Source organism: Buchnera aphidicola (Melanaphis sacchari) (assembly GCF_003096055.1).
Lineage (GTDB): Bacteria > Pseudomonadota > Gammaproteobacteria > Enterobacterales > Enterobacteriaceae > Buchnera > Buchnera aphidicola_P.
Window position 1 is genome coordinate 305,256 of the sequence record NZ_CP029161.1, and the last position, 15,068, is coordinate 320,323.

11 protein-coding genes are annotated in these 15,068 nt (G+C 23.6%); 5 read left to right on the top strand and 6 right to left on the bottom strand.

The annotated features are described in order from the left end of the window. The first annotated feature begins 615 nt into the window (after nt 1–615). Both mfd and pgl read left to right on the top strand, forming a co-directional pair. Nucleotides 616–2,697 (top strand): transcription-repair coupling factor, encoded by a 2,082-nt coding sequence (gene mfd / locus DD681_RS01570; protein WP_410002859.1) that lies wholly within the window; start codon nt 616–618, stop codon nt 2,695–2,697. Between the two features lie 148 nt (nt 2,698–2,845). After that, complete coding sequence (gene pgl, locus DD681_RS01575; RefSeq protein WP_158341269.1) at nt 2,846–3,844, top strand: 6-phosphogluconolactonase; 999 nt, start codon at nt 2,846–2,848, stop codon at nt 3,842–3,844. A 16-nt stretch (nt 3,845–3,860) separates the two neighbouring features. On the opposite strand, the gene bioA is transcribed toward pgl, so the two are convergent. Then, nucleotides 3,861–5,153: an adenosylmethionine--8-amino-7-oxononanoate transaminase gene (gene bioA / locus DD681_RS01580; RefSeq protein WP_158341270.1), complete on the bottom strand. Its 1,293-nt coding sequence runs from the start codon at nt 5,151–5,153 to the stop codon at nt 3,861–3,863. Between the two features lie 79 nt (nt 5,154–5,232). On the opposite strand from bioA, the gene bioB reads away from it, so the two are divergent. Then, on the top strand, nt 5,233–6,261 hold the full coding sequence (gene bioB / locus DD681_RS01585) for a biotin synthase BioB (RefSeq protein WP_158341271.1): 1,029 nt from the start codon (nt 5,233–5,235) through the stop codon (nt 6,259–6,261). Between the two features lie 157 nt (nt 6,262–6,418). Continuing rightward, nucleotides 6,419–7,096: a dethiobiotin synthase gene (bioD, locus tag DD681_RS01590; RefSeq protein WP_158341272.1), complete on the top strand. Its 678-nt coding sequence runs from the start codon at nt 6,419–6,421 to the stop codon at nt 7,094–7,096. A 19-nt stretch (nt 7,097–7,115) separates the two neighbouring features. On the opposite strand, the gene glyA is transcribed toward bioD, so the two are convergent. From glyA to rlmN, 4 genes are read right to left on the bottom strand one after another with little or no spacing between them, the layout of a single operon-like run. Further along, a complete protein-coding gene (gene glyA, locus DD681_RS01595) occupies nt 7,116–8,369 on the bottom strand; it encodes a serine hydroxymethyltransferase (protein WP_158341273.1) in 1,254 nt (417 codons plus the stop codon). Nucleotides 8,370–8,419: 50 nt separating this feature from the next. Then, nucleotides 8,420–9,700 carry a histidine--tRNA ligase gene (gene hisS / locus DD681_RS01600; protein WP_158341274.1) on the bottom strand — a complete coding sequence of 427 codons (1,281 nt, stop codon included), beginning with the start codon at nt 9,698–9,700 and terminating at the stop codon, nt 8,420–8,422. Nucleotides 9,701–9,744: 44 nt separating this feature from the next. Continuing rightward, a complete protein-coding gene (gene ispG, locus DD681_RS01605) occupies nt 9,745–10,848 on the bottom strand; it encodes a flavodoxin-dependent (E)-4-hydroxy-3-methylbut-2-enyl-diphosphate synthase (protein ID WP_158341275.1) in 1,104 nt (367 codons plus the stop codon). A 39-nt stretch (nt 10,849–10,887) separates the two neighbouring features. Beyond that, nucleotides 10,888–11,991, bottom strand: a complete 1,104-nt coding sequence (rlmN, locus tag DD681_RS01610) for a 23S rRNA (adenine(2503)-C(2))-methyltransferase RlmN (RefSeq protein WP_261788363.1) — start codon at nt 11,989–11,991, stop codon at nt 10,888–10,890. Between the two features lie 229 nt (nt 11,992–12,220). Here rlmN and DD681_RS01615 point away from each other — a divergent pair, with 229 nt between their 5' ends. Then, nucleotides 12,221–13,009, top strand: a complete 789-nt coding sequence (locus DD681_RS01615; RefSeq protein WP_158341277.1) for an inositol monophosphatase family protein — start codon at nt 12,221–12,223, stop codon at nt 13,007–13,009. 1,026 nt (nt 13,010–14,035) lie between these two features. On the opposite strand, the gene sohB is transcribed toward DD681_RS01615, so the two are convergent. Then, nucleotides 14,036–15,058 carry a protease SohB gene (gene sohB / locus DD681_RS01620; protein WP_158341278.1) on the bottom strand — a complete coding sequence of 341 codons (1,023 nt, stop codon included), beginning with the start codon at nt 15,056–15,058 and terminating at the stop codon, nt 14,036–14,038. Nucleotides 15,059–15,068: the final 10 nt, after the last annotated feature.

The window sequence follows — 15,068 nt, forward strand, 5'->3', positions numbered from 1 at the left end:
TATTTGTTGCAATTTAAATTCTTTTCAGCAGATATTATTTATATAAAATAATTTATGTAATTTTTAATATAAATAATAATTTTTTTAAAATAAGTAAAATTATCTCAACAAGTTAAAAAAATATTTTTTTTAAATTCATTTTTAGAAAAAATAATTGATATAAAAATTTTTATATAAAAAAATAAACTTAGCTTTAAAAAAATATTTTTTTATTGTCAGCATACAAAAAACTATAAAAATAACAAATATAATTTATCAAAAAATTTCAATTCTCTTAATAATTCACATAAAATATTTTAATAAAAATTTTTAAAATTTTTTTAAAATATTATTTATTTAAAATAAAAAATATTAATTCAACATCTATAAGGATAATATGTACATTAAAATGAAAAAATTATCTTTTTAAAAAATGTTTATCTAATATAAATAAAATATTTTTTTATATTCTCAAAAAATTTTATTTTTAAAAAAAATTTTTATTTTCAGAAAAACATTAAAATTTTTACAAAATAAATCAAAATTTTAATTACTTTTAAAATATGGGAAATTTAAATAAAGATCTAATAGATAAAAAACAATTTTTTATTTATTTCAGAAAAAATATTTATCAAAATAAATCAAAAAAATAATAAAATTTTAATGCAAAAAAAATTTTTTCAAAAAAACGACCTTAATACATTAAGTATTAATGATCCGATTGTTCATATTGAACATGGTATTGGAAGATACCAAGGGTTAACTACTATAAAAACTTCTAGTATAGAATCAGAATATCTAATAATTTTATATGCAGAGGAAAATAAATTATATGTTCCTATTTCACATTTGCATTTGATTTCACCTTATTTTAGTGTAAATAAAGAAAATATTATACTTCATAAATTGGGGAGTGATAAGTGGAACAAAGAAAAAAAGAAAATCAGTACTAAATTATATGATCATGCAGTAATTTTATTAGAAATTTACGCAAATAGATTATCTCAACGCGGGTTTGCATTTAAAAAAAACGAAGAACAATACAGAAAATTTTGCAAAAGATTTCCATTTAAAATTACCTTAGATCAAGAAAAAGTAATAAATTCCGTATTGAATGATATGCAAAAATCAATTCCCATGGATCGATTGATTTGCGGAGATGTAGGATTTGGAAAAACAGAAGTAGCAATAAGAGCTTCTTTTATATGTGTCTCTAATAAAAAACAAGTAATAGTTTTAGTTCCAACAACTTTATTAGCTCAGCAACATTTTGAAAATTTTAAAAAACGTTTTTTTAATTTATCTATTCAAATTGGTATATTATCTAGATTTCAAAACGAAAAAGAACAAAATAATATTTTAAAAAACACCCAAAATGGAACTATTGATATTTTAATTGGAACGCATAAAATTTTATTAAAAAATATAATATGGAATGATCTTGGTTTGTTAATTATTGATGAAGAACATCGATTTGGAGTTCATCACAAAGAAGAAATTAAAAAGTTATATTCTAATATTGATATACTAACTTTAACAGCAACTCCTATACCAAGAACTTTGAATATGGCTTTGACAGGAATTAAAGATCTTTCTATTATAGCTGAACCTCCTCATGAAAGATTACAAATAAAGACATTTGTTGCAGAATATAATCCTAATTTAATAAAAAAAGCTATATTACGAGAAATAGCTCGAGGGGGGCAAGTATATTACATATATAATAAAGTTCAAAATATTAGTAAAGTAGCTTTAAAATTATCAAATTTAATTCCTGAAGCTATTATTAGAATTGGTCATGGAGAGATGAAAAACATTGAATTAAAAAAAATTATGCATGATTTTTATAATCAAAAATTTAATATTTTAGTATGTACTACTATTATTGAAAGTGGTATTGACATAGCTACAGCTAATACAATTATTATTGAAAATTCAAATCATTTTGGATTATCTCAATTACATCAATTACGCGGAAGGGTAGGTAGATCTTGTTATCAAGGATATGCATTTTTTCTTGTAAATAGTTTTAAAAATATTACTTCTGATGCGCAAAAGAGATTACACGCTATTTCTTCAATAAATGATTTTGGCGCAGGTTTTTCTTTATCAAATGAAGATTTAGACATTAGAGGTGTAGGAGAATTATTAGGAAAAGAACAAAGCGGTCATATAAATACTATTGGTTTTTCTTTATATATAAAATTATTAAATAAAACTATCAAATTTTTAAAGAATAAAAAAAAACCGCTTTCATTAGAAGAGCTAGAAAAAAAATCAGATATTGAGTGCTATATACCTGCTTTATTGCCTTCTAATTATATTCATAATATTAACCAAAGATTATATTTTTATAAAAAATTATCAAGCGCTAAAAAAGAAAGAGAAATAGATAAAATAAAATTTCAATTAATTAAAAAATTCGGAAAATTGCCATATTTTGCAAAAAATTTAATTTATATTACTAAAATTAGATTAATAACAGAAAAAATTGGCATTTTAAAAATTAAGTCTAATAAAAACATTGGAATTATAGAGTTTGACAAAAATGCTTATTTTAATACAAAAAATTTATTAAAAAAGTTTCAAAAAGAACCTCATTTATGGAAAATGGAAAATACGATCAAACTAAAATTTTTTCATCGGTTTCAAAATGATGATTTACGACTTAAATGGATTATAAATTTTTTAAATGATCTAAAAAAAGACATCACATGAAATTATTACTTTATATTATGCGCTGATTAAATTTTTTTTTAAAAAAATATTAATTGAGTGTTTAAAAAATAAATAATATAAATTAATGCATAATTTATTATATTTAATAGATATTTTGTACATTTATAATATTTTATACGGAGATTATATGAAACAAATCGTTTATATTTCAAATCCTGAAAGTCAAAATATAGAAACGTGGAATTTATACGAAAATGGAAAAATGGAATTAATAGATAAAATTAATACCAATGGTCAAGTTCAACCTATAAAAATTATAAAAAATTCTTTTTTATACGCTGGTATTCGCCCTAATAATAGAATTATTACATACTTTATAAAAAACAATGGTTTCTTAGTAAAGAAAGGTGAAAGTACTCTTCCCGCAAGTCCTAATTATATTTCTTTTGATAGTAAAAAAAAATTTTTGTTTTGTAGTTCATATCATGGAAATTGTATGAGTGTTAGTTCTTTAAACAAAGACAATATTCCCCAAGATCCTATGCAGGTTATTTATAACATTCAAGGTTGTCATGCAGCTCAATTCAATGACAAATATAACGTTTTATTCATTACTTCTTTGAAAAAAGATCGTATTTATTTATATTATCTAACAGATCATGGGATCTTAAAAAGCACAGAACAAAAATTTGCTTCTTCTTTAAATAAATCAGGACCAAGGCATATCATTTTTCATCCAAAAAAAGATTTTTCTTATACTATTAACGAACTAAATGGCACTATTGATGTTTGGAACATATACACTAAAAATAATATTTTTAAAGTAAAAAATATACAAAATTCTAAAATATTAGGTAATTTAATTTTAAAAAAATATTGGTCGTCTGACATTCATTTAACATCATGTGGTAAATTTTTATATGTTTCTGATAGATTTTTTAATAGTATTTCATTATTTCACGTAAATAAAATAAACAATACAATTATTTTTTATAAAATGTATAAAACAGAAGAACAACCACGCGCTTTTTATATTGATAAAAATGACAATTATTTGATCAGCGCCGGTCAAAAATCAAACTTTTTTAGTATATATAATATTTGTAAAAAAACTGGAGAGTTAAAATATCTTAATAGATATTCTACTAGTAAGGGGCCTCTATGGATAACTTCATGTATAATTTAATTTTATATATAAAAATTTAAGTGTTTTTAAATAATTCATCTTTGTTTAAAGCATCTTTGATTGCGTTAGTAAGTTTTTTTAATGCATCATTGTTAATGATATAAGGAGGTACAATATAAATAATTTTTCTAAAGGGTCTTATCCAAACACCTTTTTTAACAAAAAATTTTTGTATCAATTTCATATTAACGTAATGAAAACATTCAACGACACCAATGGCTCCTAGAACACGAACATCTATTACTCTCGGATGTTTTATTAATGGTAGTAATTCAATACGTAGTTGCTTTTCAATATTAGAAATTTGTTGTTGCCATATGTTTTTTTCTAAGATTTTTATGTTAGCATTTGCTACTGCACATGCTAATGGATTACCCATGTAGGTAGGGCCGTGCATAAAACAATTAGCTTTACTTTTACTAATCGTATCTGCAATTTTTCGTGTGGTCAAAGTAGCAGCCAACGTAATCATTCCTCCAGTCATGGCTTTTCCTAAACATAATATATCAGGTATAACATTAGCGTGTTGAAAAGCAAAAAGCTTTCCAGTTCTTCCAAAACCTGTTGCAATTTCGTCAAAAACTAATGGAATGCAATAATATTTACATAGTTTTTTTATTTCCTTTAAAAATTTAGGATGGTAAAATTTCATCCCCCCAACGCCTTGTACAATAGGCTCTAATATAACTCCAGCGATTTTAAAAGAATGTTTTTCTATTATCTTTTTAAAAGATATACTATCAGTAGGGTCCCAGCTATCATAAAAAGAAGAAACAGGTGCTTTAGCGAAGAAATTTTTTGGTAAGAAATGATTATATATTTTATGTATAGAATTTTCAGGATCTGAAATAGACATTGCAGAAAAGGTATCACCATGATATCCATTACGGATTGTTAAAAATTTTGTTCGCGTTTGACCTAAAGATTCCCAATATTGAATTAACATTTTTATTGCAACTTCAATAGCTATTGATCCAGAATCAGAAAGAAAAACGCAATCTAATTTTTCTGGAGTTAATTTGACTAACTTTCTACACAATGCAATTGCTGCTGGATGAGTAATACCTCCAAACATAACATGGGACATTTTCCGAATTTGTTTTATTAAAGATTTATTTAATATAGGATGATTATAACCATGTATAGTAGACCACCATGAAGACATACCGTCTACTATTTTTTTTCCATTTTGAAGTTTTAAATGAACACCTTTGGCCGAGATCACCGAATAACAAGGAAGAGGTTTGATTATAGATGAATAAGGATGCCAAATATGCTTATAATCAAACAATATATCAGATTGATTCATTTATTATTTATATATAAAAATATTGAATAGCCTATTATAAACGTTTAATTAAAAAAATCATATTTTTTTGGAGGTCAATATGAAAAAATTATGGACTTTGAAAAACACTAAAAAACTTTTTAACAAACCTTTTTTTGATCTTATGTTTGAAGCTCAGAAAAAACATCGTGAAAATTTTAATCCAAATAAAATGCAAATCAGTACTTTACTGTCAATTAAAACTGGATCTTGTCCGGAAGATTGTAAATATTGCCCACAAAGTGCAAGGTATAAAACAAGCGTAAAAAAAGAACCTTTATTAGAAATAAAACAAATTTTAAAAGCTGCAAAACAAGCTAAAAATTCAGGTTCAAATCGATTTTGCATGGGTGCTGCATGGAAAAATCCTAAAGAAAAAGACATGCCATATTTAGAAAAAATTATTTATGAAGTAAAAAAAATGGGGATGGAAACGTGCATGACTTTAGGTACTTTAAATAATTCTCAAGCGAAAAGATTATCTGATGCAGGGCTAGATTTTTATAATCATAATTTAGATACATCTGCTAATTTTTACAAAAGTATTATTACAACTAGAACATATGAAGAGCGTTTAAATACATTAAAAATCGTTCGCGATTCTGGTATGAAAGTATGTTCTGGGGGGATTATAGGATTAGGAGAAAATACCCAAGATCGAATGGAGTTATTAATAGAATTATCTAACTTGCCTACTCCTCCTGAAAGCGTTCCTATAAATATGCTGGTAAAAACACCAGGTACACCTTTAGAAAATGCTCCAGATATAGATGAATTTGATTTTATTCGTGTTATTGCAGCGACTCGAATTATGATCCCTAAAGCGTACATTAGATTATCTGCAGGTCGAGAAAATATGAATGAACAAATGCAAGCAATGTGTTTTATGGCTGGAGCTAATTCTATTTTTTATGGATGCAAATTACTGACTTCAAGTAATCCAAAAAAAGAAAATGATTTAAAACTTTTTAAAAAATTAAATTTATATTCTAATAATAAAGAAAATAAGTTTTTTAAAAACAATCAAAAAAATTTTTATTTAAAATCTAAAAAAATAAATAAAGAAAAATACTATAACGCTGCTATTTAAAACAAATAAAAAATATTTTTTTTGATTCGAGTAACCAACCATTATATTCTAGTATTAATAAAAATATAAAATACATAGAATAAATTGGTTTGAGTTACTTAATTTTTTATTCTTTAAAATTTTTAAAAATTAAACTTTTATTAATAGTAAGTATATTATGATAAAAAAATTTTTTGTTACTGGAACTGATACTAATATCGGAAAAACAATTGTAAGTAGTATTTTATTAAAAAAAGCTAGCGAATTAGGTTATAAAACAGCTGGTTATAAACCTGTTTCTTCGGGAATGATAAAAAAAGAAAACGGTAGTTTTTTTAATCAAGACGTATTAATTTTAAGAAAAAATAGTTCTACTTTATTAAGTGATATAGAAATTAATCCAATTTCTTTTATTGAAAATGCGCCACCTCATATATTAAGTATGTTACAAGAAAAAAAAATAGAAAAAAAATATTTATCTCTTTTTTTAAAAAAAATTACTGAAAAATCTAATTGGATTTTAATCGAGGGTGCTGGCGGATGGTATACGCCTTTATCTCAAAAATATACCTTTTCAGATTGGGTAAAAGAAGAAAAGTTAAAAGTTGTTTTAGTTGTTGCAATAAAATTAGGATGTATTAATCATGCAATTTTGACTGAAAAAGCAATTTTTTCAGAAAACTTAATTTGCTCAGGATGGATCGCAAATAATATAAATCCAAATAATAAATACACTTTGTTTTACATTCAAACTTTATTAAATTATATTAAATCACCATTGTTAGGAATCGTCCCTTATTTAAATAATGTAAAAGAAATAGATTTTTCAAAAATAAAAATAAAATTACCAATATAAATTAGAAAAAAATTATTATTTATTTGTAAACAGGATAATCATTACATAATTCTAATACTTCATTTTTTATTTTAAAAATATTTTTTTTGTTTTCAATATCATTTAAAATTTTAATAATCCAATTAGATATTTGAGATACTTCTTTTTCTTTAAAACCTCTTCTTGTAACAGCCGCTGTTCCAATACGTATTCCAGAAGTTATAAATGGACTTCTCGGATCGTTAGGAACAGTATTTTTGTTAACAACAATATTCGCTTTTCCTAAAATATAGTCAGCTTCTTTTCCTGTTATTTTTTTATTTATTAAATTTATTACAAATAAATGATTAAACGTATTTCCAGATACAATCTGATAATTATTTTCTAAAAATATTGAAACCATTTTTTTTGCATTAATAATAACTTGCTTTTGATATTCCTTAAAACTCGGATGTAAAGCTTCTTTAAAAGCAATAGCTTTGGCTGCAATAATATGCATAAGCGGACCGCCTTGACTTCCTGGAAAAACAGATAAATTTAATTTTTGATAAAATTTATCACTACCATTTTTAGCAATAATTAATCCTCCTCGAGGACCAGCTAAAGTCTTGTGAGTGGTAGTTGTAACAACATGCGCATAATTAATTGGACTCGGATAAAGATTCGTTGCTACTAAACCAGCTATATGCGCTATATCTACCATAAAATATGCACCTACTTCATCTGCAATATTCCTCATTTTAGACCAATCACAAATACCTGAATATGCTGAAAATCCACCAATAATCATTTTAGGTTTGTATTTTTTAGCTAAATAGAGTATTTCATTATAATCAATTTGCTCATTTTGATCGACCCCATATGAAACAACATTATAAATTTTACCCGAAAAATTTACTGAAGATCCGTGTGTTAAATGCCCTCCATGAGATAATTTCATACCTAATATTGTATCTCCGGGTTTTAATAAGGCATTATAAACAGCGAAATTTGCTTGTGAACCTGAATGTGGTTGAACATTAGCATAATCTGCATTAAATATTTTTTTTGCTCGATTAATTGCTATTTTTTCTATAATATCTACATATTGACAACCTCCATAATAACGTTTTTCAGGATATCCTTCTGCATATTTATTAGTTAACTCTGATCCCTGAACATGCATAACATAAGGGCTAGCATAATTTTCTGATGCAATTAGTTCTATATGGTTTTCCTGTCTTTTTTGTTCTTTATATATAGCAATTGAAACGGCCTCATCATATTTAAATAAATCTATTTTTGTATTAATCATATATTTTCCAAAATTTATTTTTAGATAGGAAATACTTTAAAAAATGAACTTTATACATTTTTAAAAAATGTTTTAATTTTTAACATTAATTCTCTTTCTGAAATATAATCTTCTGTTTTATTTTTGAGATCTTTTATTAAAATACATTTTTTTTCTATTTCATTTGATCCGATTAAAATTACTATTCGAGCTAAAAAGCTAACAGCATTTTTAATTTTTTTTGAAAGATTGCAATTAGAGAAATCGACAAATATTTTTAACTTGGGATATACATTTCTAATTTTTTCTGATAAATTTACAGAATAATTTTTATTTAAATCTCCTATGAAAATAATATATATATTAACATTTTCGATTTTGTCAGAAAAGATATTTAAAGATTTTATTAATAAAGCTAATCTTTCTATTCCTATGGCAAATCCTATAGCTGATGTTTTATTTTCTCCTAATTTTTCAACTAAGGTATCATATCTCCCCCCTGCACAAATAGTATTTTGTGATTTATTTTCATTAGTTTTCCATTCAAATACAGTATCATTATAATAATCTAATCCTCGTACTAACTTTTGATTATATATATATTTAATATCATGTAATTCTATCATTTTTAATAATTTATTAAAATTACTTCTTGAGATGTCATTAATATAATTTTTTAGTAATGGAGCTTTTTTTAATATTTTTTTTAAATGTATATCTTTAGTATCTAAAAGTCGAAATGGATTAGTATATAAACGTTCTTTTGACTCTTGGTTTAATAAATATTCGTATTTTTTAAGAAATAAAACTAATTCTTTTTCATATTTAACACGATCGTTTAAACTACCAATGGTATTAATTTCTAATTTTACATAATTTTCAATACCTAGTTTCTTCCATAAACGGAAAGTTAATAAAAGAATTTCTAAATCAATATCTAACTTGTCGCATCCGAATACTTCACCGCCTAGTTGATAAAATTGTCGATATCTACCACTTTGCGGTCTTTCATATCTAAACATAGGACCTAAATACCAAAATCGTTTATTTTTTATACATGATATACCTTTTTGAATAATTGCTCTAACACATCCCACTGTTCCTTCAGGGCGCAAACTTAAACTATTTCCCTTTTTATCGCTAAAAGAATACATTTCTTTTTTAAGAATATCAGTAACGTCACCAATAGTTCTTTTAAATATACTAGTCGGCTCTAAAATAGGTAATCTAATTTCTTGATAACAATAGCTATTTAATACTTCTTTTAAAGTTTTTTCTATTTTTTTCCAAATAGTTAATTCTTCAGGAAAATAATCATGCATTCCTCGGATTGAATTAATTTTTTTTTTCACTTTTTTCTCTTATTATAAAATATTTTTAACTTAATTATTAGCAATTAAGCATCATTACTTAACTTCTCTAGCAATGCTACTTTCTTTCGAATTTGAATTTCTAATTCATCAACTATATCTTTATTATCAATTTTATTTTTTTGACGAACTCCATCTTTATATAACGCGCTTTTTTTTGAATTACCTGCAATTCCCAGAGATGCTATTTTAGCTTCACCAATTCCATTGACAATACAACCAATAATTGAAACATCCATAGATATAGAGATATCTTCTAGTTTTTTTTCTAATCTCTTTACAACGTCAATTACATCAAACTCTTGTCTAGAACAAGTGGGGCAAGCAATAAAATTAATACCTCTTTTTCTAATTCCTAAAGTTTTTAAAATATCATAACCAACTTTTACTTCTTCCACAGGATCTGCTGCGAGAGAAATCCGTAAAGTATCTCCAATACCCTCTGATAGTAACGTCGCAATACCAATAGAAGATTTTACTGTTCCATTTCTTATGCCACCAGCTTCCGTTATTCCAATATGTATTGGTTGTGTGATTTTTTTTGATAAAATTTGATTAGCCTTAATTGTTGAAAAAACATCAGATGTCTTGATACTTACTTTAAATTGAGAAAAATTTAAAGTATCTAAAAACTCGACATGTCTAATAGCTGATTCAACTAAAGCATCTGGAGTAGGGAATTTGTATTTTTTGAGAATATCACGTTCTAGCGATCCAGAATTAACACCAATACGAATGGGTATATTTTTATCTTTTGCATGATTTATTATTTCAGAAATTCTTTTTTTATTTCCAATATTACCTGGATTAATTCTTAAACAATCAGCTCCATTTTTTATTGATTTAATAGCTAATCTATAATCAAAATGTATATCTGCTATTAATGGTACATCTACTGATTTTTTAATTACGCTAAATGCTGCAACTGCTTCTAATGTCGGAATAGATACACGCACAATATCTGCACCTACTCGTTTTAATGAGATAATTTGTTCTATAGTTTTATTTATGTCTTCTGTATGTGTATTAGTCATAGATTGAATGCTGATAGGAGCATTGTTTCCAATCGCTATATTTCCAATATAAATACGATTAGATTTTCTTCTATTAATATTTTTATATCGATTCATATTTTTTTACGTACAATTTATTTATTAAATTTTTTATATTTATATATAATTATCAATATTTTTATTGATTACATTTCCTGTTAACTGACCGCAAGCAGCATTAATATCTTGACCTCTATTTTTCCTAATAGTTGTATTAAATCCTTTCTTTCTTAGAATACTTGCAAAAATATTAATTCTATTAAGAGTACTGCATATAAAATTAGCACCTTTAAAAAAATTCCATGGAATAAGATTAATTTTGCTTGGTATTTTTTTTAAAAGATGAGCTAATTCGAAAGCATTGTGATTCGAATCATTAATATTTTTAAGCATTACATATTCTACAGTTACTCCACCTCTATTTGCGCTTGAACATTTTAAATATTTAGATACTGCCTTCAAAAAAGATTCAATTTTATATTTTTTATTAATTGGCATAATTTTATCTCTAATAAAATTATTTGGAGCATGTAAAGAAATGGCTAAATTGATATCAATTACTTTTCTTAATTTTTCTAATGCAGGAACCACTCCAGAAGTTGAAAGCGTAACACGACGTTTTGACAATGAAAATCCATGTTTATCTAAAATAATTTTTATAGAAGAAATAACGTTTTTTATGTTAAATAAAGGTTCTCCCATACCCATAAATACTACGTTAGTAATACATTTTTTTCTCTTTTCTTTTAATATTTTGTTTGCTTGCCAAATTTGAGAAATAATTTCAGAAACTGTTAAATTTCTATTAAAACCTTGCTGACCAGTAGCACAAAATTTACAGTTTAAAAAACACCCTATTTGCGAAGAAATGCATAATGTGGAACGTTTTTTTTCTGGTATGTAAACAGTTTCTATTTTTTGATTATTAATTGATGTAATCCATTTTATTGTTCCGTCAGATGAAATTTTTTCTTCAGAAAAATTTGTTGCATAAATATAAGCTTTTTCATGTAATTTTTTTCTAGTTTCTTTTTTTAAATTTGACATTAAATTAAAATCATTATAATAAAAATTATAAATCCATTTCATAATTTGCTTAGTAGTAAAATTTTTTCCGCCAATAGATAAAACAAAAGATTGCATTGCTTTGTAATCTAAATCTAACAAATTGACTTTTTCAGTTTCAGATTTAGAAAAAAAGTTTTTTTTTTCATTATAGATCCTTTAAATTAATTAAATATTAATATATTAAATGGTATGCATAAACTATTATAGTTTTAACTAACATGAAAACAAATGAAAAAAAATATATTTTTTTAAAAAAATTTTTTAAGAATTAAAATATTAAAGATATATAAATCATGATAAAATTAACTAATCTTTTTATTAAAAATAATCTTAAAAACAGATTAATAACTAATAAAATGTTTTAAAAATTTAGGAGTACTATATGCATCCTATGTTAAATATTGCTATTCGTGCAGTTCGAAAAGGGGGTAATGTTATCATTCAAAATTATGATACACAAAAATTTATCAAAGAAGACATTACTAGAAAAAAAAATTTTATTGAAAACGTAAGCTATAAAACGTATAAATCAATTAGTGAAATTATTTATAAAGCATATCCAAATCACACTATTTTAAATAATATCGATCCTCTAAGAAATGAAAAAAATATTTCATGGATTGTTCATGAACTAGATGGAAAAAACAATTTTATCAAAAATTTTCCGCATTTTTGTGTATCTATTACAGTATTAATTAAAAACAATCCGGAAATATCAGTAATATATGATCCGTTAAGAAACGATCTATTTACATCTGTTAAAGGGCAAGGATCTCAATTGAATGGTTATCGAATACGTTGCTCGGATGTTAGTTCATTAAATTGTGCTACAATTGCTTTTAATTTAACTTCAAAATATTACAATAATCAATTTTTATCTTATCTTAAATTATATAAAAAATTACTTCAATCTGGCATTGATTTAAGATGTACGGGATCTAGTATGCTAGACATAGCATATGTATCTTCTGGTAGAATAGATTGCTTATTTAACTTTAATTTGAAACCTATTAATTTTTTAATAGGCAAACTGCAGGCACAAGAATCAGGATGTTTAATTAACGACCTTACAGAAAACAATAAATTTTCTCATCATAATTACACCAATTTAATTGGTAGTTCAAAATGTATTCGTTTAATTACTGAAAAAATAAGAGAAAATTATTTTTAAATATTTAGTTATTCTTAAAGAAAATATTTATAAATCATTTAAAAAAACTATTTATTATATAATATCTGATTAATTTTTAAATAAAATTTTTCTTGAAAAGAATATTAATTTTATTAAAAAAATACTATATGTTTGTGACTATCAATTCAAAAAATTTAAATTAAATATTTTAACTTTAGAAAAAAATACTCAAATTTAAATAATTTTTTTATTAGAAATTATCTATTTAATCATAATATAAAAAATTTATTTTTTAAAAAAAGTTAGCTCAAAATAGATTATTTAAAATGCCATGTATTGTAATTTTTACATGGTATACTAGATAAAAATAAATTTTAAATATAGATTTAAAATTTTATATTTTTGTAATTTATCGTATATCATTTTTATATTGAATTTAATTATTAGATAATCTTTGATAAAAAAATAATATTTTTTAACTTTATAACAAAAGAAAAAATATTTGTCATTTTATAAACATTTTTTAATAATTTGCATTCTAAACAGTTTGAAGTTCTATGAATTAAATTTAATTGAATTAACTATAATGTTAAAACTTTTTAATATATTAAAAATAAATAATCAATTCTAAAATAGAATTTATTTATATAGATCTAATTAATTTTATTAAAATTACTTAACTAAATTTAGAAAGATAATTTTTAATACATTCCTTAAAATAAGATAATACTACCATGCTTTCTAAATTTTAATTGATGAATAAATATAAAACAAATTTTTACTAAAATTTTTTTAAAATAGAAAGTATTTTTTATTAATTCGGACGTAATTTGAAAAATTTTTATTTTTATAAGAATTAATTATTTTTCTCTTAAATAAAAATTTTTTTAAATTTGTTTTATAAAAAATTATAAAATTATTTTTTAAGTTATAATTTAATTTTATAATTTATATCGAAATATAGAAGTATATTTTTATTTCATATTAGAAATGTATTCAATTTTTTTATTTTAAATAGGTTATATGATACTTCAATATAAATATTGTTAAATTTAGGACTTTTATTTAAAACAATTTTTTTAAAATTAATTGTATTCTTTTAAAAATATAATCAGTTAAATTAAACAATCTTTTTTTATTGTAAATAAATTTTATACTTAATAAATTATATTCATTTATTTTAGACATTAAAATATCATCACTTGTATTAATTTCATCTACTAATTTTTTTTCAAAAGCTATTTTTCCCAACCAATGTTCTCCATTAGAAATTTCATTAATATTTACAATAGGTCGCATTTCTTTAATAAACTGTTTAAAAAGGTTATGTGTTGCATTTAATTCTTGACGAAATTTATGACGCATTAAATCAGTATTATTTCCAAACATAGTTAAAGTTCTTTTATAATCACCTGCAGTATGTAGTTCCATATCAATATTATTTTTTTTTAATAATCTATAAAAATTAGGCAACTGAGCAACAACTCCTATTGAACCTACTATAGAAAATGGAGCTGAAACTATGCGATTGGCTACACATGCCATCATATATCCACCACTAGCTGCAATTTTATCGATGCAAATAATTAAATGTATATCGTGTTTACGTAATCTCTGCAATTGAGATGCTGCTAAACCATATCCGTGAACCACACCTCCAGAACTTTCTAAGCGTAATAGAACTTCATCATTTTTATTAGCGGTCATAATAATCAGAGATATTTCTTTTCTTAATCCAGTTACTTTAGTAGCATTTATATCGCCCTTAAAATCTAATATAAATAGAGTTTTTTTTGATTTTTTAAGGAACTGATTTGCATTAAATTTTTTTCTAAAATTTTTAAGAAATTCTTTATTTTTTTTTGTTTTTTTTTGTAACCAAATTTTTTTTTCAAATTTATTCATTTTTAATAAAAAAATGCTATCTTTTGCTTGATTATAGTAATTCTCTAATAAAGTTATTTTAAATTTTTTTTGATCTTTTGATCTTTTTTTTATCCTATTGTAAAACAATAAAATTGCAATAACAAAAACAAAGAAAGTAGCAGTTTTTAATAAAAATAATCCATAATTTAAAATTAAATTCACACAATTAACC